The organism is Corynebacterium sp. NPDC104732 (genome assembly GCF_055583565.1).
The window spans coordinates 24,809-45,168 of the sequence record NZ_JBVJNS010000011.1 but is presented as its reverse complement, the minus strand read 5'-3'; the positions used below and the strand labels follow the sequence as shown (position 1 = coordinate 45,168).

General features: G+C 61.4%; 20 protein-coding genes. 7 read left to right on the top strand and 13 right to left on the bottom strand.

Features of this window, described 5'->3' with window-relative positions; all coding sequences use genetic code 11:
* Positions 1 to 9: 9 nt before the first annotated feature.
* Genes ACZ6ZO_RS09050 through hisD form a run of 8 tightly spaced genes read right to left on the bottom strand, consistent with a single transcriptional unit; the run spans position 10 to position 6,778 of the window.
* The gene (locus tag ACZ6ZO_RS09050) at positions 10 to 795 is read right to left on the bottom strand and encodes an inositol monophosphatase family protein (protein ID WP_465292022.1); all 786 of its coding nucleotides are present in this window, start codon (positions 793 to 795) and stop codon (positions 10 to 12) included.
* A gap of 11 nt (positions 796 to 806) precedes the next feature.
* The gene (gene priA, locus ACZ6ZO_RS09045) at positions 807 to 1,544 is read right to left on the bottom strand and encodes a bifunctional 1-(5-phosphoribosyl)-5-((5-phosphoribosylamino)methylideneamino)imidazole-4-carboxamide isomerase/phosphoribosylanthranilate isomerase PriA (protein WP_208767247.1); all 738 of its coding nucleotides are present in this window, start codon (positions 1,542 to 1,544) and stop codon (positions 807 to 809) included.
* A gap of 23 nt (positions 1,545 to 1,567) precedes the next feature.
* Positions 1,568 to 2,200: an imidazole glycerol phosphate synthase subunit HisH gene (gene hisH / locus ACZ6ZO_RS09040; RefSeq protein WP_208767246.1), complete on the bottom strand. Its 633-nt coding sequence runs from the start codon at positions 2,198 to 2,200 to the stop codon at positions 1,568 to 1,570.
* A 23-nt stretch (positions 2,201 to 2,223) separates the two neighbouring features.
* A complete protein-coding gene (locus ACZ6ZO_RS09035) occupies positions 2,224 to 3,528 on the bottom strand; it encodes an MFS transporter (RefSeq protein ID WP_465292079.1) in 1,305 nt (434 codons plus the stop codon).
* A gap of 60 nt (positions 3,529 to 3,588) precedes the next feature.
* Positions 3,589 to 3,795 (bottom strand): hypothetical protein, encoded by a 207-nt coding sequence (locus ACZ6ZO_RS09030; RefSeq protein WP_208767245.1) that lies wholly within the window; start codon positions 3,793 to 3,795, stop codon positions 3,589 to 3,591.
* Between the two features lie 3 nt (positions 3,796 to 3,798).
* The gene (hisB, locus tag ACZ6ZO_RS09025; protein WP_465292021.1) at positions 3,799 to 4,395 is read right to left on the bottom strand and encodes an imidazoleglycerol-phosphate dehydratase HisB; all 597 of its coding nucleotides are present in this window, start codon (positions 4,393 to 4,395) and stop codon (positions 3,799 to 3,801) included.
* Positions 4,395 to 5,474 (bottom strand): histidinol-phosphate transaminase, encoded by a 1,080-nt coding sequence (locus ACZ6ZO_RS09020; protein ID WP_465292019.1) that lies wholly within the window; start codon positions 5,472 to 5,474, stop codon positions 4,395 to 4,397. Before ACZ6ZO_RS09020 ends, hisB begins: the two co-directional genes overlap by 1 nt.
* On the bottom strand, positions 5,474 to 6,778 hold the full coding sequence (gene hisD / locus ACZ6ZO_RS09015; RefSeq protein WP_465292017.1) for a histidinol dehydrogenase: 1,305 nt from the start codon (positions 6,776 to 6,778) through the stop codon (positions 5,474 to 5,476). The genes ACZ6ZO_RS09020 and hisD overlap by 1 nt, the downstream gene beginning before the upstream one ends.
* 175 nt (positions 6,779 to 6,953) lie before the next feature.
* Here hisD and ACZ6ZO_RS09010 point away from each other — a divergent pair, with 175 nt between their 5' ends.
* The gene (locus ACZ6ZO_RS09010; protein ID WP_465292015.1) at positions 6,954 to 7,997 is read left to right on the top strand and encodes a YbjN domain-containing protein; all 1,044 of its coding nucleotides are present in this window, start codon (positions 6,954 to 6,956) and stop codon (positions 7,995 to 7,997) included.
* A gap of 4 nt (positions 7,998 to 8,001) precedes the next feature.
* Here the strand turns inward: ACZ6ZO_RS09010 and nadC are convergent, their stop codons facing one another.
* From nadC to bioB, 5 genes are read right to left on the bottom strand one after another with little or no spacing between them, the layout of a single operon-like run.
* Positions 8,002 to 8,874 carry a carboxylating nicotinate-nucleotide diphosphorylase gene (nadC, locus tag ACZ6ZO_RS09005; protein WP_465292013.1) on the bottom strand — a complete coding sequence of 291 codons (873 nt, stop codon included), beginning with the start codon at positions 8,872 to 8,874 and terminating at the stop codon, positions 8,002 to 8,004.
* On the bottom strand, positions 8,874 to 9,926 hold the full coding sequence (nadA, locus tag ACZ6ZO_RS09000) for a quinolinate synthase NadA (protein ID WP_465292011.1): 1,053 nt from the start codon (positions 9,924 to 9,926) through the stop codon (positions 8,874 to 8,876). The genes nadC and nadA overlap by 1 nt, the downstream gene beginning before the upstream one ends.
* A gap of 33 nt (positions 9,927 to 9,959) precedes the next feature.
* A complete protein-coding gene (locus ACZ6ZO_RS08995) occupies positions 9,960 to 10,547 on the bottom strand; it encodes a hypothetical protein (protein ID WP_465292009.1) in 588 nt (195 codons plus the stop codon).
* Between the two features lie 12 nt (positions 10,548 to 10,559).
* The gene (gene bsaP / locus ACZ6ZO_RS08990) at positions 10,560 to 10,820 is read right to left on the bottom strand and encodes a biotin synthase auxiliary protein BsaP (RefSeq protein WP_182386441.1); all 261 of its coding nucleotides are present in this window, start codon (positions 10,818 to 10,820) and stop codon (positions 10,560 to 10,562) included.
* 6 nt (positions 10,821 to 10,826) lie between these two features.
* Complete coding sequence (gene bioB / locus ACZ6ZO_RS08985; protein ID WP_182386442.1) at positions 10,827 to 11,834, bottom strand: biotin synthase BioB; 1,008 nt, start codon at positions 11,832 to 11,834, stop codon at positions 10,827 to 10,829.
* 146 nt (positions 11,835 to 11,980) lie between these two features.
* On the opposite strand from bioB, the gene ACZ6ZO_RS08980 reads away from it, so the two are divergent.
* From ACZ6ZO_RS08980 to ACZ6ZO_RS08955, 6 genes are all read left to right on the top strand, one after another.
* Entirely contained in the window at positions 11,981 to 12,529 is a 549-nt protein-coding gene (locus ACZ6ZO_RS08980) for a TetR family transcriptional regulator (RefSeq protein WP_465292006.1), read from the top strand.
* Positions 12,530 to 12,543: 14 nt separating this feature from the next.
* Positions 12,544 to 14,748 (top strand): glycogen debranching protein GlgX, encoded by a 2,205-nt coding sequence (glgX, locus tag ACZ6ZO_RS08975; protein WP_465292004.1) that lies wholly within the window; start codon positions 12,544 to 12,546, stop codon positions 14,746 to 14,748.
* A gap of 47 nt (positions 14,749 to 14,795) precedes the next feature.
* Positions 14,796 to 16,130, top strand: a complete 1,335-nt coding sequence (locus ACZ6ZO_RS08970) for an exonuclease domain-containing protein (protein ID WP_465292002.1) — start codon at positions 14,796 to 14,798, stop codon at positions 16,128 to 16,130.
* Positions 16,131 to 16,217: 87 nt separating this feature from the next.
* Complete coding sequence (locus ACZ6ZO_RS08965) at positions 16,218 to 16,856, top strand: hypothetical protein (RefSeq protein WP_465292000.1); 639 nt, start codon at positions 16,218 to 16,220, stop codon at positions 16,854 to 16,856.
* A 45-nt stretch (positions 16,857 to 16,901) separates the two neighbouring features.
* Positions 16,902 to 19,310 carry a malto-oligosyltrehalose synthase gene (gene treY, locus ACZ6ZO_RS08960; protein ID WP_465291998.1) on the top strand — a complete coding sequence of 803 codons (2,409 nt, stop codon included), beginning with the start codon at positions 16,902 to 16,904 and terminating at the stop codon, positions 19,308 to 19,310.
* Between the two features lies 1 nt (position 19,311).
* Positions 19,312 to 20,310: a GTP pyrophosphokinase gene (locus ACZ6ZO_RS08955; protein ID WP_182386448.1), complete on the top strand. Its 999-nt coding sequence runs from the start codon at positions 19,312 to 19,314 to the stop codon at positions 20,308 to 20,310.
* The last annotated feature ends 50 nt before the right edge of the window (positions 20,311 to 20,360 follow it).

The following is a 20,360-nucleotide window of genomic DNA, read 5'->3' as shown; positions in this document are numbered from 1 at the left end:
CCTCGTCAGCTAATCCATAATCTGGTTGATGGTACCCAAAATCTCTTGATGGGTGGCCGGGGTGCCAGCCACTACCCCACTGGAACCAATGAACCACTGGCCACCTTCTAGGTCTGTGACCTCACCCCCTGCGGCACGAACCAGAAGCACTCCCGCAGCGTTGTCCCAGGGAAACGGGCTAAATGTCACGGTGGCAGCGAAAATCCCCAGTGCGGTGAAGGCCAGGTCGATCCCCACCGATCCGGTTACCCGCAGTCGGGTGTAGTCATCTGCGAGGATCCCCAGCAGTTCGTGACGCAACTTGCTGTGGAAGCCGTGTTGTTTGCTCGCGATCAATGACCCAAAGCCAATCTGAGCAACGTCCTTGTCTGGCTCCGTGATCGGCGGCTGAGGCTGACCATTGAGCAGCAATGGAGATCCCGCGTACGCGGTGAGACGCTTGCCGACGGTCGGCATGGAGCACAGCGCCACGATCGGCTCCCCTTCATACAACAGGCTCACCAGGATCGCGCACATCGGGTTGCCGGCCGCGTAGTTGGATGTCCCGTCGATCGGGTCCACCACCCACACGGCAGGGTCATCTAAACTGCCGCCACCCTCTTCGCCGTACACCGGGATCCCGGTGAGCGCCGTGAGTTGCTGGCGGAGCATGAACTCGATCTTCAGGTCCGCGGTGGTGGCGAAATCGTGGGCTCCTTTGGAAACCCGTTCCGCCGTACCGAGCCCCGCCAGGAATACCTGTTCGCAGTCGTCGACCACTGCCTCGGCTATCGCCAGCAGCATGCGCGCGTCCATTGGCCCAGCCCCTACTTAGCTGCCACCGCCGCCAAGGCTTCGGGCAAGGTGAATCGGCCTTCGTACAGGGCTTTGCCAATAATGGCCGAATCGATTCCCTCATCCACGTACTGCGCAAGGGAGATGACGTCGTCAAGCACGCTAATTCCACCGGAGGCCACGACGGGCGCGTCGGTGGCGGCGGCCACGTCGCGCAGCAGCTCAATGTTCGGGCCGGTCAGGGTGCCGTCTTTCGATACGTCCGTCACCACGAACCGGGAGCAGCCCTGCGCGGTGAGGCGTTCGAGGACCTCCCACATGTCCCCGCCATCGGAGACCCAACCGTTGCCCTTGGCACGCCACTCGCCATCTACTTCGCGTACGTCCAGGCCGATCGCCACCCGGTCGCCGTACTTCTTAATGACCTCAGCACACCACTCCGGCTTCTCCAACGCCGCCGTACCAATATTGACGCGGCGCGCACCCGTTCCCAGCGCACGCTCGAGCGACGCATCATCCCGGATACCACCCGTGAGCTCGACGTTGATATCAAGACGACCGACTACTTCCGCCATCATTTCATGGTTGGAACCGCGTCCAAAGGCCGCATCTAAATCCACAAAGTGCAGCCACTCGGCGCCCTGTTCTTGCCACATCAATGCGGACTCAAGCGGAGTTCCGTAGACCGTTTCGCTACCGGCTTCACCTTGGTGCAGGCGAACCGCCTGGCCATTAACAACGTCTACTGCTGGGAGAAGTGTAAAAGTCATGCGTTAAATTCTATCCCGTTTGCTTACAGGCTTTGCACCCAGTTGCGGAGCAACTTCAGCCCCACGTCACCGGATTTTTCTGGATGGAACTGGGTGGCCCACAGCGCGCCGTTGTCCACCGCTGCCACGAACCGGTCATTCTCGTGCGTTGACCAGGCAACTTTCGGGGCGGTGGTGAGCCCATCGCCGGTCAGTTCCCAGGAGCGCACTCCGTAGGAGTGGACGAAGTAGAACCGGTCCTCAGGGGTAATCCCGGCGAACATCTCGGAATCTTCCGGTGCCTCCACTGTGTTCCATCCCATGTGCGGCAACACCTTAGCCTGCAGCTTTTCGACGCTCCCAGGCCACTCACCACAGCCCTGCGAGGTCACCCCGTGCTCAATGCCCGTGTCAAACAGGATCTGCATGCCCACGCAGATCCCCATGACCGGTCGGCCACCCGCCAGACGCTCGCCGATGAGGCGTGGCCCGTGCACTGCCCGTAAGCCCCGCATGCACGCATCAAAGGCGCCGACACCGGGGACCAGCAGCCCATCGGCTTCCAACACCGTCGTGGGATCAGAGGTGACGGTCACCCGGGCCCCAACATGTTCCAGTGCACGTTGTGCAGAGCGAATGTTTCCGGAGCCGTAATCGAGCAGGGCAATGTTCTTCATGCGGAACATTGTAGCCAGTAGGGTTACTTCGTCTTCTTCGCCTTACCCCTGGAGGTGTGCCTGCCAGGAAGTGGCAGACGCTTCACACTCGGCACGCGACGCAGGCGGGTCTTGATATTGTCGTAGTCCGTCACGCGGTGCTTACCCAGGTAGGTATCCAGTACTGTTGCCAGCAGGCCAAAGGCCATAATTCCGGCGGCCGCTGCGAAGGCTCCCGAGTAGGCGAACGACGCCGCAACGAAACCAAGCGCGAACGAACCGACACCGGTGCCGGAGTCGAAGGAAATGTTCCACAGCGCGGAGGCCTCGGATACCCGGCTGCGTGGCAGGCGGGTAAACATGGTGAGCAACGCTTCGTTCTGGGCGGCACCGAACCCGCCGCCGTACAGCACCGCCGCCAAAAACAGCAGCCACACGGACCAGTGGTTGGCCACCGTCATTGCCATGATAGCCAGGCCCAACGCGCCAATCAGCAGCGCCGGGGCCATCGTGGCACCAGCGTCGCCGCGTCGGTCAGCCACGACGCCTGCCAGGTATCGGAACACCATCTGGGCTCCGCCCACGATGGAGAGCACCACGCCCGCGAACAACGCACCGTTCACCGCGTCAGCTTCCCGTACCGCGGCTGGCAAGAAGGTGGACACCGTACCGAAGCCCATGGCAGCGACAAAAATACCGATCGCAGGGACGGTCACCAGCTTCCACGTCGCCACGCTCCGGCGCGCAGGTTCAGCAGTGGTGGTATCCGCAGCGGCTTCCGCCTCGTCCGGCACATCGGGCGCAATGTTCGGAATAAGCAAGCAGCACACCGCGGCGACCAGCGCCACGGCGGCTCCCAGCACGTACACCAGTTCAAAGCTAATGTTTTCCGCCAGGTACAGGCCCATGGGCAAAAACAGCAGCTCCGAGGTGCCCACCGCCAAGCCAAGAGTTCCGGAGGCTTTCCCCAGGAAGCGCAATGGGACAAGTTCCGCGATCAGCGCCGATTCGGCCACGGTCAGCGCACCGAACCCGACGCCCCGGATAGCGGAGATCAGCAGCACCGGCAGCATCTGCATTCCCAGCAGGTATCCCACAGCGGGAACGCCCAACAGGAACGCGGACACGCTCATCACGGGAATGTAGCCGAAGCGCCGACAGAGTCGCGGCGTGACCACCTGGGTCAGGACGGTCGCCGCCATGAACACACCGGTGGTGGCACCAGCGAAGGCATCTGAACCGCCGGACTGAATGACAGCCAGTGGTACGACGGGGAGCAATAGCGACCAGCTACCGAAGGCCGCCCCCACCGCGATGATGGTGGCTAAGAACCCGGGGCTACGCCACATGCTGGGAAGCTGTTCCAGTTCCTCTCGGGTGAGCCGACGGTTCGAAGCCTTCAGTACCACTTAGGTCATTTCTCCAATCAGCCACAATAATGCGGCGGCCAGGGCGATCGCAGCGCAGATCGCCAATCCGAATGTCGCTGTCCGATTCTCGGCCTTATAAGCAGACCACGCCCCGCCAACGAGGAGGCCAGCGATGATGAATAACACGTACACCAGCGCGTAGCGCGGTTCGGAAGCACTCTTAGCTACTGTAACAAGTTCTGTCATCTGCTACAGCGCACCCTTGGTGGAAGGGATCCCGGTCATTCGTGGGTCGTGTTCCACAGCCGCGCGCAGGGCACGAGCCACGGCCTTGTATTCCGCTTCCGTGATGTGGTGCGGGTCCCGCCCATAGTGGCAGCGAACGTGCAGCGTGATCCGGGAATTAAAGGCCAACGTTTCAAAGAAGTGCTCGTTGATCACTGTGGCATAGTGCCCACCGATGACCTGGTGCACCATGTGCTCCGGCTCGCCGGTGATCACGAAGTAAGGGCGACCGGAGATATCGACGATCGCCTCGCACAGGGTCTCGTCCATCGGGAGCATCGCGGAGCCGAAGCGTCGGATGCCTTTCTTGTCCCCGATGGCGTCCAGCAGCGCCTGTCCCAGCACGATGGCGGTGTCCTCCACGGTGTGGTGCGCGTCGATGTGAGTGTCCCCCTTGGCGTGAACCTTGAGATCAAAAGAACCGTGCACGCCGAAGGCGGTGAGCATGTGATCGAAGAAGGGCACCCCGGTGTCGATATCCACCTGGCCCGACCCATCTAGGTTGATCTCCACCTGGATGTCGGACTCGGAGGTGGTTCGGGAAGCGGTTCCGATGCGCATTAGATGATCTCCTTCGCGGCACTGAGCAGGGCGTCGTTTTCTGCTGGCAATCCGATGGTAGCCCGCAAGTGCCCGGCAACGCCGACGTCGCGGATCAGCACGCCACGGTCCAGGAATTGTTGCCAGGATTGCTGCTGATCCTCAAACGGCCCGAAGAACACGAAATTCGATTCGCTCGGCACCACCTGGTAGCCGGCGTCGGTAAGGCCTGCGACGACGCGGTCGCGTTCGGCAGCCAGCTTCGCGACGGTCGCGAGGGTGTCTTTCCGATGCCGCAGCGCAACAATCGCCGCTGCCTGAGACAGCGTGGACAGGTGGTACGGCAACCGCACCAGCATGACAGCTTCGATGAACGCCGGGTCCGCGACGAAGTAGCCCAGGCGCCCTCCGGCAAAGTCGAAGGCCTTGCTCATGGTGCGGGAAACGACGAGTTTGTTTGGGTACTTCACCAGCAATGTGGTGGCTGACGGCGACGGGGAGAATTCGCCGTAGGCCTCATCGATGATGACAATCCCCGGAGCTGCCTGCAGGATTTGTTCGATGTCCGCCAGGGACGTCACATCGCCGGTCGGATTGTTGGGGGTGGTCACGAACACGACGTCCGGCTGGTGCTGCTCGATCGCGGCGAGGGCCACGTCCATGTCAATCCGGAAGTCGGCGCCTCGGGGCACCGCGATGAACTCGGTGTAGGTGCCCTGCGCCAGGATTGGGTGCATGGAGTAGCTCGGGGTAAAGCCCATCGCGCTGCGGCCGGGGCCAGCGAAAGCTTGCAGGAGCTGCTGCAGGACCTCGTTAGACCCATTGGCAGCCCACAAATTGTCCTTGGTCACTGCGACGCCGGTCTGTTCCGTGACGTAGTCTGCCAGCGCGGCGCGCAAGTCCACTGCGTCGCGCTCTGGGTAGCGGTTGAGCTCAGCGGCGAGCTTGGCTACTTCGGCGACCAGGTCGTCGATGAGCGCCTGCGATGGCGAGTAGGGATTTTCGTTGGTGTTGAGCCTGACGTCGACGCTGAGTTGAGGCGCGCCGTAGGCAGACTTACCGCGCAGTTCTTCGCGCAGTGGAAGATCAGATAGAGCCATTAGTTGTTCTCCAGACGTGCCTTGATTGCTTCGCCGTGAGCGGGCAGGCGCTCGGCGTCGGCGAGGGTGATGACGGTATCGCCGATCCCGGCGAGTCCTTCCTTGGTGTATTCCACAAAGTGCATGGCTTTGAGGAAGGTATGGGTGGACAGCCCGGAAGCATACGCAGCGGAGCCGGAGGTGGGCAGCACGTGGTTGGAGCCGGCCGCATAGTCACCGAGAGGCACCGGGGCGTATTCCCCGACGAACACCGCGCCAGCGTTCCTGATCTTTCCAGCAACGTAGGCGTCGTCCTTGGTGTGGATTTCCAGGTGCTCGGCGCCGTAGGCGTTGGCAACGTGGATGGCGTGGTCCAGGTCGTCGACAAGCACGATGCCCGACTGCTGCCCCTTGAGCGCCTGGGCGACGCGGTCGGCGTTGAGGGTCACTCCGTAGCGCGCCTCGATTTCCTTATCCACCGCCTGTGCGAACTCCACCGACGGGGTGATCAGCACCGACGCTGCCATGACATCGTGCTCGGCCTGGGAGATCAGGTCATAGGCCACGTACACCGGGTTGGCTGTCTCATCCGCGACGACCGCGATTTCCGTAGGACCTGCCTCGGCGTCAATCCCGACGACGCCGCGCACCAGGCGCTTGGCTGCCGTAACGAAGATGTTGCCCGGCCCGGTGATCATGTCCACCGGTTCGAGGTCCGCATCACCGTACGCCAGCAACGCCACGGCTTGCGCCCCGCCGACGGCCCATACTTCCTCCACTCCAAGCAGCTCGCAGGCCGCCAGGATGGTGGGGTGCGGCCAGCCCCCGAACTCCTGCTGCGGCGGGGAGGCCACCACGAGGGTCTCCACACCGGCCTCCTGCGCCGGCACCACATTCATGATCACCGAGCTTGGGTACACCGCCTTGCCACCCGGAACGTACAGGCCCACGCGCTGCACCGGCAAGAATTCCTCCCGCACGACGGCGCCGTCCGCCAGAGTGACGGTGCTGCCACTCGGCTTCTGCGCTGCGTGCACGGTGCGTACCCGCTCGATGGCAGTTGTCAAGGCCTGTTTGATGGCGGGGTCGAGGTTGTCCGCAGCCTGCTTAACGACGTCCCGTGGCACCGTTACCGATTCTGGAGCGATACCGTCGAACTTGAGTCCGTATTCCAGTGCAGCTGCCGCACCGCGGTCCTTCACATCGGCGACGATGGGCTGTACCGTGGTGAGCACTGCATCCACATCCATCTGCCCGCGCGGAAGTGTCCGGCGCAATACGCTCATGCTGGCCTGTTGTCCGCGCACGTCAATGGTATTGAGCATCTTTGGTTCTAGCCTCCTTGGCAAATGGATGGAATCGGTGTTTATTCTAGGTGTTTGGACGGGTCATCCCTTAAACTCTTGATATTCTTGCCCATTTCAGGGCTAGCAGACACCACCAAGAAATAGTTTTCACTCTGATGAAAACTATACAAAGTGCGGGGAGAGGAGGAAACAAGTGGGCATCGCAGCGGAGGATCGCGGAAAGATCCTCATGTTTCCCACCATCGCCACCCTGGCCGAGGCCGCAACTGAGGTTGGACTGAATTTCATTGAAGGCGCGGACCGTCTGCTGTTGCCCTGGGATTTACACCGCCAGCTCTTCACGTTCACTGCGCACCCACGACCTGCGCTGGTGTCTTTCGCCCAGGTACGACGCGATATCAGCATGGGCCTGCTCCGCGATGTCTCAGAGTTCATCGACAACTGGAATAGCGAGCGTATCAATCCCACGGCGTCTTTTCGGGTGACTGACGAAGGTGACCTGTCGGTGGCCTTCAGCGCCTTCATGCCCGTCGGTGCGGGCCTCAGCTTCGAGCAACTCACCGACTTTATCTACCGTAGCTGCGATGTCACGGACATGGCCGTTAATGCGCTCGCGGACCACCTCGGTCCGGACGTCGTCTCTGGGCTCAATGACTTCGCACGCACCTATGAAGACGACAAAGCGCTGCGCGCTCCGCTGTTTCGCCCGCGCAACCTTGACGGCGATCCCGGCCGAGAAATGGACGAGCACACCGCGCTGAATCTGTTCCTCGATTCTTCCGAGCAGCCGGCAATGTTTGACGATGAGCTCTCCCGCATCACCATCGATCGCATCGCCGACACGTGGGCCACCCGGGGCATCACCAACATGGAAAAGCATGAGGATTTCATTGTCACCGGAATCAACAACATCCTCATGGCGGTCTTTATCGACAACGGCCCCTCCCTACTTATGCGAGGACACTGGGATTGCTTCGTCCCGGAAGCAGACCTACTCAAGGCCTTCCTCATCGCCAACGACTGGAATAACGCCCCCTCGCTCACCCGGGCCCTGTGGGTGACCGAGGAGCAGGCGCTCCAGCTCCGCGTCGAGGCAGCGCTGCCCATCACGCACGGTATGTCCAGCGAACAGTTAGACGAGGTCATCACCACCTACACCCAGGAAATCCTCAGGGCAATTGATTCCCTCAGTATGGACATCAGCGGCCACTCGCCTGTGCACTGGCCGGACCAGTAGGGCGTTATTCGAAGTCGAGCCCCAGGTCCAAGGCGCGAACCGAGTGCGTCAGCGAACCGACCGCCAGGAAATCCACTCCGCACTTGGCGTAGTCGGCCGCGTGTTCCAACCGCAGGCCACCAGAGGCTTCCAGCAACGTCGACGGCGATAGTGCATTACGACGCTGCACAGCAATCTGCACCTCCCACAGATCAAAGTTGTCCAGCAACACCTCATCAGGGGACTCTGTCAAAATTTCATCCAACTGCGCGAGATTATCTACTTCTACCTCGCACCACACGTCTGGGTAGTCCAGACGAACGCAACGCAGCGCTTCCACCACGGACCCGGCAGCCACCACGTGGTTGTCTTTGATCATCGCGCGATCCCCCAGCCCCATGCGGTGGTTTTCGCCACCGCCGGCCCGGACTGCGTATTTTTGTAGTTTCCGCATCATCGGCAACGTCTTGCGGGAGTCACGAATTTTCGCGCCAGTCCCGGCGACAGCGTCCACCCACTCCGCGGTGGCCGTGGCTACCCCACCGAGGTGCGTCAGCAGGTTGAGCATCGTGCGCTCAGCGGTGAGGAGAGTACGGGTCGGGCATTCAATCGTGGCCACTGCGGTACCTGGCTCCACGCGATCGCCGTCGGAAAGGTGCAGTTCCACGCGGTAATCTTCGGTGGTGCTGACTTCGGAGAGGACGGCGTCGATAAGCGCGAGCCCGGCGACGGTGCCGTGCGCGCGGCTGACAATTTTCGCGGTGGCGCGCTGCGTCTCGCCGACGGTGGCGCGGGTGGTGATGTCCGGTCCGTAAGCGAGGTCCTCGTCGAGTGCGACGCGGATGACGGCGCGGGCGTCGGCAAGGTCAAAAGCAAGGTCAGGGCCAAAATCAGACATTATTCGCCGTCACCTGGCTTTCCAATCGTGATCATGCGCGCGACGCTGGCGCGGGCCTTGTCGGCCGCATCGGCCGGGACGGTCACCTCGTCGGTGCCGTCGGCCAGGCACTTGAGCAGCGCTGCGGGGGTGATGCGCTTCATGTAACCGCATTCGGCGCGCTCGTTGACCGGCTGGAAGTTCACCTCTGGGGCTGCCTTGTGCAGCTGATGCAACATACCCAGCTCCGTGGCCACCAACACGGTGGAACCGCCGGACACCTCACGGGCGCTGGTGAGCATATCGCCAGTGGACAGCATGTGCACTCGTTCTTTTTCGATCGTGCCCTCGCCCGCCAGGTAGATCGCGGAGTTCGCACACCCGCACTCAGGGTGAATGAACAGCTCAGCGGCCGGATTCGACACCGCCGCCTCCTCCAACTGCCGGGAGCTAATCCCCGCGTGCACGTGGCATTCCCCCGCCCAGGTACGCACATTGTCCCGGCCGGTTTCCCGGATCACGTGGGCGCCCAAGAACTGATCCGGGCAGAACAGGATTTCGGTGTCCGGGTCGATGGATGCCACCACGTCGACCGCGTTGGACGAGGTGCAGCACACGTCAGTCAGCGCCTTTACCGCCGCGGTGGTGTTGACGTAAGAAACGACCACGGCGTCCGGGTGCTCATCTTTCCATTCCTGCAGCTGCTCCGCGGTGATGGAGTCCGCGAGCGAACACCCTGCTTCCTCGTCCGGGATAAGGACAGTTTTGTCCGGGGACAGGATCTTCGCGGTTTCCGCCATAAAGTGCACGCCACAGAACACGATCACGTCTGCGTTCGTTTCCGCTGCAATGCGCGACAGGGCCAGGGAATCGCCTGTGAAGTCGGCGATGTCTTGGATCTCCGGGAGCTGGTAGTTGTGGGCGAGGATTACCGCGCGGCGTTCCTGCTTGAGGCGGGCAACTTCCCGACGCCATTCATCCGAGGCCTCGATCCCGGCATACCCTTCCGGGGTGCTCACTACCGATGCGCGAAGTGGAGATTCGATCGGACCAAGTTGGCTTAGTGCAGACAAGGTGCATGCCCCTTATGTTGTTTTGAACTAAAATTAACTAGAAAGATTAGCACGCTTAGCGTCGTGTTCTTGGTGGGGGTAGCTGCTGAATACCGCAAGAAGCCACATCATCAAGACAAAGACGAAAGGCGCCACGAGCACGGCATTAGCGATCCCCACCGAGGGCAGATAGTCGATGTGCGCACCTACCTGTAACTCGTCCTCCGCGGGGGTACCTACTTTCAGCAAGGCGAGTTTTGTCCCGGCGAGATAGAAGGTGAGGGAGCCGAGGACCATCGTGACGGCACCCCACAGCATCATGCCGATACCGGCGTAGTCCTGGTGTCGCAGCCACGCGTAGCAGCCGAGAATGATCCCCAGGATGACGAAGCACACCACCATGACGCCGAAGGTATGAAACTCTATGTTCGCATTGAGTAGATCGGGATCGGTGACCTCTACTCCCCCGCTGTCAGTAATCACGCCAGAGACCGCCGGGCGCCAGGCACCCCAGGCAAGCCCACTAAGCCCAAAGGCGAGCAAGCTGATGAGCAGTACCTCGGCGTAAGCCCCCACAACACCAGGAATAAGCCGTGGTCGCAGTGTGTTGGGGTGATCGGCGCCAGGAGCGGTCATAGTCATGAACTACAGAGTTTAGCGTTCCAGGTATTTCGAATCGACAGCGCCATGGCGGGAGCAAATGGCGTCCCAGCCATCGGGGCGGATCTGCACGACGATCCGGCGCCCGCAGATTTGGCAGTAGCGTGGCGCTTCCAAGCCAGCGCGGGCGCTCGGTGACAGAGTGACTGTCAGCTCCCCGTCCTCTGGGATTTTCTCGCCAGTGTTGGGATGGTAGATCGGCGCTGCCCCGGTGAGCAGCGCTTCCAACAGCTCAGTGCTTTCGGGAGTTTTCATCTGCGGTTAGACGGTAGCGTTCAGAGCCTTGATCGGCAGGCGCAGCTTGCCCATCATGTCCAGGTCCTGCTCCTGCGGGCGCCCCAAGGTGGTGAGGTAGTTGCCAACGATGATGGCGTTGATGCCACCGAGCAGACCTTGCTCGACACCGAGGTCACCCAGGGTGAGCTCACGGCCACCGGCAAAGCGCAGGATGGTCTTAGGCAGCGCCAGGCGGAAGGCGCCGATCGCGCGGAGGGCGTCCTGGGCCGGCATGACTTCCCGGTCAGCGAATGGGGTGCCTGGGCGCGGATCAAGGAAGTTCATAGGCACTTCGGTAGGGTTCAGTTCTGCCAGGTCCTGCGCAAACTCGGCTCGCTGTTCCAGGGTTTCCCCCATGCCGAGGATGCCACCGGAGCACACTTCCATACCTGCTTTGGCCACCATGTCGAGGGTTTCGCGGCGTGATTCCCAGCTGTGGGTGGTGACCACGTTCGGGAAGAAGGACCGGGCGGTTTCCAGGTTGTGGTTGTAGCGGTGGACGCCGGCCTTGGCCAGGCGGTCGACCTGCTCCTGGGTCAGGATGCCGATGGAGGCTGCGACCTCAATATCCACTTCGGACTTGATCGCTGCGACGGCGTTTTCCAGCTGCTGCATCAGGTTCTCGTCCGGCCCCTTGACAGCCGCGACGATGCAGAACTCGGTGGCGCCGGTCTTGGCGGTCTGCTTGGCAGCGTCCACGAGGGCAGGGATGTCAAGCCATGCGGAGCGCACTGGAGAGTCGAACAGGCCGGACTGGGAGCAGAAGTGGCAATCTTCTGGGCAGCCACCGGTTTTTAGGGAGATGATGCCTTCCATCTCCACTTCTTCACCACACCACTTCAGGCGGACTTCGTGCGCCAGTTCCAGCAGTTCAGGGATGCGATCGTCGTCCAGCTGGAGTACCGCGAGGGTTTCTTCCTTGTTCAGGCCTTCGCCTCGCTCGAGAACCTTTTCGCGGGCAAGGTCAAGGATGTCATTCTGGACGGTGGTCATGGTAGGTCACGTTCCTTACAATCACGTTGGTCAGCACATCGTGCGGGCTTGTTGTGTATAGGCTCACACTACACCGCACCTTAAACGCCGTTCAAAAGAAAGGGGGTAACAACACTTTTTGTCGCGCGAGTTCTATTGTGGAGGTCGTGCAGTTAACCCGAGAGAGCATCATTAGCGCAGCCATTGACATCCTCGATTCCTACGGGCTGGCGGACATGACCATGCGCCGACTCGCAAAACACCTCGAGGTGGTGCCCGGCGCGCTCTACTGGCATATCCCTAATAAGCAGTCGCTGATCGAAGCCATCGCAGAGGAGATTCTTTCACCCGTATGGGAGGCTATCGCCGTCGGCAAGCACAGCGCCTCCGAGCTGTGCGAGGTGCTCCGCGCAGCCATGATTCGGCACCGCGACGGCGCTGAGGTGGTCGGTGCCGCCTTGCCCGTCGGTGACATCACTGAGCGCATCATTGCTGCGCTTATCGACGCCCTCACCACCGAAAACGCTTCCTCCGAGCGGGCACGGGTGGCGGCGGGCACGCTCCTGAACTTTACCGTCGGAGCCACGTTGCATGAGCAGTCGCGCCAGCAGATGGATGCCGCGCTGGACCGCCCAGGGGTGCCCGCTGCGCAGTCGGCGCGTGATTTTACTGACGGCCTGTCGCTCATCATGTCCGGAGTTTCGGTGCAACGTTAAGTAAGGTGTTGAGCATGACTCAACAAAATGGCAATGTCCGACAGATCTGGCCGGGAGACGCATACCCGCTTGGCTCTACCTACGACGGCGCCGGCACCAACTTCGCCCTCTTTTCCGATATCGCAGAGAAGGTCGAACTCTGCCTCATTGACCGTGAGCAGAACGAAGAACGCATCGAACTCGAAGAAGTCGACGCCCACATTTGGCACTGCTACCTGCCAGGCGTCCAGCCAGGCCAACGCTACGGCTACCGCGTGTATGGCCCGTACGACCCAGCAAACGGCCACCGCTGCGACCCAACAAAACTTCTGGTAGACCCGTACGCTAAGGCCTTCGACGGCAAGTTCGACGGCCACCCCTCGCTGTTTAGCTACGACATCACCAACCCTGATGATCCGAACGCCCGCAACACCGAAGACAGCCTGCACCACACCATGCGCTCTGTGGTGATTAACCCCTTCTTCGACTGGGCCAATGACCGCTCCCCCAAGACCCCGTACCACGAGACCGTGATCTACGAGGCACACGTCAAGGGCATGACCATGACGCACCCGGACGTCCCGGAGCAGCTGCGCGGCACCTACGCTGGTTTGGCGCACCCGGCCATCATCAACTACCTCAAGGACCTGGGGGTGACCGCCATCGAGCTCATGCCGGTGCACCAGTTCCTGCAGGACGATCGCCTGCGCGAGCTGGGGCTGCGCAACTACTGGGGGTACAACACCTTCGGGTTCTTCGCACCGCACCAGGACTACGCAGCGGCCACCAAGCCTGGCGGCGCCGTGTCCGAATTCAAGGGTATGGTGCGCGCCTTCCACGAAGCAGGCATCGAAGTGATCCTGGACGTGGTGTACAACCACACCGCCGAGGGCAACCACATGGGCCCCACCATCGCGTTCCGCGGCATCGATAACGCTGCCTACTACCGCCTGGTGGACTCCGACAAGCGCCACTACATGGACTACACCGGCACTGGTAACTCGCTGAACGTGCGCCACCCGCACTCCTTGCAGCTGATCATGGACTCCTTGCGCTACTGGGTCTCTGAGATGCACGTCGACGGTTTCCGCTTCGACCTCGCCTCTACCCTGGCTCGTGAACTCCACGACGTTGACCGCCTCTCGGCGTTCTTCGACCTCGTGCAGCAGGATCCGATCGTGTCCCAGGTCAAGCTGATCGCAGAGCCGTGGGACATTGGCGAGGGCGGCTACCAGGTGGGTAACTTCCCACCGCTGTGGACCGAGTGGAACGGTAAGTACCGTGACACCATGCGCGATTTCTGGCGCGGTGAACCTGCCACCCTGGGCGAGTTTGCTTCCCGACTGACCGGCTCGTCGGACCTCTACGCCAACAATGGTCGTCGACCAACCGCGTCCATTAACTTTGTTACCGCCCACGACGGCTTCACCCTCAATGACCTGGTCAGCTACAACGAGAAGCACAACATGGCCAACGGTGAGGACGGGCGCGACGGCGAATCCCACAACCGATCCTGGAACTGTGGCGTGGAGGGCCCCACCGACGATCCGGAGATCCAGCAGTTGCGCGCCCAGCAGCGCCGCAACTTCCTCACCACGTTGCTGCTCTCACAGGGCACCCCGATGATCGCCCACGGCGACGAAATGGGCCGCACCCAGCAGGGCAACAACAACGTCTACTGTCAGGATTCCGAGCTGTCGTGGATCAACTGGGACCAGGTGGAAGAAAATGCAGACCTGGTGGCGTTCACCAAACGTCTGCTGGAAATCCGCCGCGACCACCCAGTGTTCCGCCGTCGTCGCTTCCTCGCCGGTGGCCCGCTTGGCGATAACATGCCGGAGCGCGACATCGCATGGCTCACCCCTGAAGGGCGTCTGATGACGCAGGACGACTGGGGTTTTACCTCCGGCAAATCTATCATGGTGTACCTCAACGGAAACGCCATCGCGGAACCGGACGAGCGTGGCCAACGTGTCACCGACGATTCCTACTTGCTGTGCTTCAACGCCTACCACGAGGACATCGATTTCACCCTGCCGAATTCTGCCTTGGGCGGAAGCTGGAAACTGCAGATCGATACCACCGATAAGACCGGTATCCCGGCTGATGAAGAGATCTACCAAGCCTCAGGACACCTGGTGGTTCCCGGCCGCAGTGTCATGCTGCTGAAGCAAATGACCCCACCGGAGCCGGTGGAAGCAGAGGAGCCAGTTTCTCCGGAAGCTGACGCAGCCAAGTAGACTCACTGTAGTCCTCTTGGCCGGCTCAACTCGAAAGTGATGAAGCAGTGATCGCAGCGCACGGTGCCCACCTCAATGTCACCCCTACCAGTGTGGATGTGCACTATTCTCCGCTGCTCACTGCATTGCAGTTTCAGTCGCGCAGCATCTCGCTCGCCGAGGTCACTGGCACTGAAGTGGTGGCCCCCACCAGCGTGCTCGGGGGTCGGGTGACGTTGCTCGGGGTGGGAATCGACGTCACCTTCAGCCCTGGTCAGGCCTCGAACGCCCAGGAGTTCTGTGCAGCCGTGGAGGCGGCGTTATCCGGCGAGACGATCCCGTCCTCGGGTTCCGTCCCTGGGTTGAACTTCGTCGCCTTCGATGTCGAAACCGCGAATGCGGACTGGGGTTCCATCTGCCAGATCGGCGCGGTGCGCTTCCAGGACGGCCTCCCCACCGACTCGGTGTCTTGGTTCGTCTCCCCGCCACCAGGGCTCGAGCACTTCGATCCCGACAATGTTGCCATCCACGGCATAACGCAAACTGATGTGGAGTCCGCTCCGGCTTTCCCCCAACGGCTGACTGAGCTCACCGACTTTGTAGGCGAGCTGCCGATGGTGGCGCACAACGCCCAGTTCGATTTCACTGCGCTCTCCCGCGCGAGCATGGCCTGTGGCATCACCCCACCTCGATTTGTGTTCGGTTGTACTCTGCTGATGGCGCGAGCTGCGCAGTTAGGTTTTGACAACAACCGCCTGCCCACCGTTGCCAGTGGCCTGGGGGTTGAGCTGACCAAGCACCATGACGCAACCGCGGACGCTGCTGCGTGCGGTGGTATCGCGGTGGCGCTGGCCCGGCGCGATGGCTTCACTGGAAGTTTCGTGGACATGTGTTTTAGCCGTGGCTTCACCATGGGGCTGCTGGAACCACACCGGGTGTACCCGGTGCTGCGGGATCGTAGTGGCGCAGGTGTTGCCGTGCAGCGTACCAAGTTGGGGCTGGCTCCGGAGACCAAGGAGTCTCCAGTTTCGGATGCCACGCCTCGTCCCCGGGACACAGGTAGGTCGGCGCCGTGGGCCCGAGTGGCCACCCCGGAGGTGATTCCAGACCCGAATCCCGATGCCGATCCTGCTGGCCCGCTCTTCGGCCAGAATGTCACGTTGACCGGTGATTTTGCCCCGTTTGAGAAGGGTGATTTGTGGGATAGGATCGCCGAGCGTGGTGGCTCCGTAGGCAAGAATGTGACAAAGAAAACCACCATCGTGGTGTGCGGACCGTGGGCGACAGTCACATCCAAGCAAAAGCGTGCCGAGGAGCTGATGGCTCAGGGGCAGGAGATCTCGTTGTGGGATCGGGACCGGCTTTATGAGGCGCTGGGGCTCAATGAACAACCCCCGTTTTAAAAATTTTTTCTTCCTCCAATGGAACCTTTTAGCCGGGTGTGGCAGTCTATATAAGTGAGACAGTTTTTCGCTTAATTGGGGGTTTAAGTGACACTCGAACTTTCGTTAGGATTGCGCCGCACCACAGACCTTGACCTCGCCACGCTCGGCTGCTCTGGTTTTTCCGCAGCTCCCGCGACGGTCGCGCTGTCGGAAGACATCCGCACAGTGCTACACCAGGGCGGGCGGCCACTCGGCCATGGCGAATTATCCGCGCACGGCCTCACGACGCTCACGGCATGGAATGCCACCGCACGTCGGCTTCTCGACGCCGCAAGCGATGATTTCGGTTGCAGCTTTTTGGTCCGGCATCTCCATGATCCGCGACTGCCACGTACCATTCAGATCCGCCCCAAAGCCGGGACCGCGTCGGAGTGGCTCGGCCACCCGTTGTTGTTTACCCGACTGCATGCGGCAGCGTGCCAAGTCTTTGGCACGACAGACGCGGTGTTTCACTGTCTATCCGAGGACTGTGTGGTCGCCACATGTGGCCCTGTGCTCAGTGCGGAACTAGCCCCGACACTGCACAGCCTGGGTGTGACTGTGGACTCCGACTATTCCTTTACAGATTTGTCATTTCACCAGGGCTTTCCGGTCACGCTTGGGCTGTGGGATGAGGAGCCAGCGAAGGAACCGCGCGTGACTGTGGCGGTGGAACAATCGGCGCGGGCACGTATTTCTCCCTAGACTTAATGCGGTACACGACTATTTCAGGAGAAGTGAGTTAGCACTATGCGACGCCCCATTACTGCCACCTACCGCTTTCAACTGCGCGGCCCCAAGGCTGACGAATCAGGGCGGGCGTTCAGCTTCGCGGAGGCCACGGCGCAGCTGGATTACCTCAATCAGCTCGGGGTGTCCCACGTCTACCTGTCCCCGATTCTGACCGCGCTCCCGGAGTCTAACCACTCATACGACGTCACCGATCCAACCACCATCAACCCGGAGTTCGGTGGCATGGAGGGCTTTACTGCCCTGGCGGAAAAGGCCCATTCCTTGGGGATGGGTGTGATCATCGATATCGTTCCAAACCACGTGGGCATCGCTCAGCCAGAACTCAACCCGTGGTGGTGGGATGTGCTGCGCAACGGCAAGGATTCCCAATACGAGCACTTCTTTGACATTGATTGGCATGAGGACAACGGCGCCGGAGGAAAACTTGGCCTCCCGGTGTTGGGTTCTGCCGGAGATGAAGACAAGCTCACCCTTGATACGTACGAGGACCAACAGGTCCTGCGTTACTTTGACCACATCTTCCCGGTCCGGCCTGGTACGGAGGGCGACGACCCACGCGAGGTCTACGAGCAGCAGTCCTACCGTCTGATGTATTGGCGTGACGGAGTCATCGGCTACCGTCGCTTCTTCTCTGTGAACGGCCTGGCGGGCTTGCGGCAGGAAGACCCACTCGTTTTCGAACACACCCACCAGGTGCTCCGCGAGCTGGTAGCGCTGGATCTGATCGACGGTGTCCGCGTGGATCACCCTGACGGTCTAGCCAACCCCTTCGGGTACATCACCCGCCTACGAGAGGTCATTGGCCCTGATCGTTGGCTGATCATCGAAAAGATCCTCGGCGTGGAAGAACCGCTGGATCCCCGCCTCAGCGTCGACGGCACCACAGGTTACGATGCTCTTCGCGAGTTCGACGGTGTCTTCGTCGCCCGCGAGGGCGTGGACACCCTGTCTATGCTGGCTATGCAGCACACCGGTTCCCCGTGGGATCAGGCCTCTCTCGTCGCTAACGAGCACTCCCTGAAACGGGAGGTGGCCGAGAGCGAGTTGGGGGCGGAAGTGCGTCGATTAGCGCGGGCCATGCGCCGCGACAACTTCTCCACCGCAGGCCCACACGTCTCCGACGAGCAGCTCATCGACACCATCGTCGAGCTCGTCGCCTTCATGCCGGTGTACCGCGCCGACTACATCTCCCTGTCCCGCGTCACTGCCACCGTGATCGCCGAGATGGTGCAACGCTTCCCATCCCGCCGCGATGCCCTCGACATCATCGCCGCTGCACTGCTTGTCGACGGCGAAGCCGCCACCCGCTTCGCACAGGTCTGTGGCGCCGTCATGGCTAAAGGCGTGGAAGACAAAATGTTCTACCGCGCATCCCGCCTGGTCGCGCTCCAGGAAGTGGGTGGCGCTCCGGGTCGCTTCGGTGTCTCGGCAGCGGAGTTCCACATGGTGCAAAACGAACGTTCGCTGCTGTGGCCACGCACCATGACGACGCTGTCCACTCACGATACGAAGCGTGGCGAAGATGTCCGCAGCCGAATCATCGAAATCTCTGAGGTGCCGAGCGAGTTCGCGGAATGCGTCAACAAGATCACTGCCATCACCCCGCCGCCGGACGGCGCCACCGGCCATTTCCTGCTTCAGAACCTGATCGGTGTGTGGCCTGCGGAAGGCACACCGTCGGATTCGCTGCGGGAGCGCTTCCAGGCGTACGCGTTGAAGGCGATTCGTGAGGCTGGTGTACACACCACGTGGACGGAACCTGACGCGTCCTTTGAAGAGGCCATCTCGCACTGGATTGACGCGCTGTTTGACGGCCCGGCTACGGCGCACCTCAGCGCCTTCGTGGAGACTATCGCCCCAGCCTCTGTCTCCATCTCGCTGGGACGAAAGATGCTGCAGCTCATCGGCGCCGGCGTGCCTGACATTTACCAGGGCAACGAATTTTTCCTCGATACGCTGGTGGATCCGGATAACCGCCAGTTCGTGGACTACACCTCCCGGAGCCAGAAGCTGGCGATGTTGCAGGAGTCGGGCCCGCTCACCGCGGAACACTCTGGGGACGACGACCTAACGAAGCTAGCCGTGGTTCACGCGGCGCTGCAGACGCGTCAGAACCATCCAGAAAGCTTCGTGGGGGGCGATTACCAGGCGGTGTATGCCGTGGGGTCGATGGAGTCGCACCTGGTGGCCATGGCGCGCGGTACGTCGCAGCGCGATCTGCGCGTGATTGCTGTGGCTACCCGCAAGCCAATCCAGTTGGAGCGTGGCGGCGGCTGGGCGGACACGACCCTCACGCTGCCGGAAGGCCAGTGGCAGGAGCAGCTCACGGGGCGGAGCTATTCGGGTGAGGTGCCGGTTGCGGAACTCCTCGACATCACCCCCACCGCCCTGTTGGTACGTTCATAACATGAGCAACAAGCGGATCGCGACTCTCGGAGCTACTTACCACGAGTGGCTCCGGGCCAACCCCTCCCTGGCGAGCGATTTTCGGGGCGCCATCGAAGAAATCCTCGTTGATGCGGGCGTGTCCTTCGACCGCGTCGCCGCCCGGGTCAAGACGTGGCGCTCACTCAAATCAAAGGCAATGCAGCGTCTGGACGACGGTTCCTTCCGCTACCCCTCCCCGTGGACAGACATCAAAGACATCGTCGGTATCCGCATCACCACCTATTTTTCCGCGGATATTCCGGTGGTGCTGGATGTGCTGGGCAAACAGTTCACGGTCCTCAAAAGTGTGGATAAGACGGCGGAGACCCGCATCTCCGGCGGGTTCGGCTACGGTTCCCACCACTTGATTGTGCAGGTACCCGACACGTCGGATTATCTGGCGGCGTATCACGGTGTCACTTTTGAGGTGCAGGTGCGCACGGTGCTCCAGCACGCGTGGGCGGAGTTCGAGCACGACATCCGCTACAAGGGCGCTGATGCTCACGACCCCCGCATCGACCGCGCCTTCACCCTGGCAGCAGGGCTGATCGAACTCGCCGACCAACAATTCGACCAGATCGCCCGCATCCAGGGAGAGGCCCCCTTGGCTTCCGATGAGGTTGACCTCACCGCGGAAACGTTGCCGGGGGTGCTGGCCATGCTCGTGGGCAACCGCTTCCCACGATCCCGCTCCGACTACTACAGCTGGTTGGAGGAGATCCTGGCGGTCAACGGCATCACTACTGTCCGCGAGCTGCGCGACCTCCTCGATGACTCCGACATCAACGCAGTGGAGTCCGCCCTGAACTACCCATTCGTCCCCGGGCAGGTGCGCATTATCGACGACCTGCTGCTGCGTCGCTTCGGCCCCCTGCACATCGAACGCACACATGCGTCTGGACACCACCCCGCGCAACGCGAAGCACGACTAAAAAAGCGATTGGCGGCCATGACTAAAGCCGGCATCGTAGGAAAATAAGATAGGTTGGAAGAAACGAACACCGCTACAACAATCAAGGAGTGCTTCGC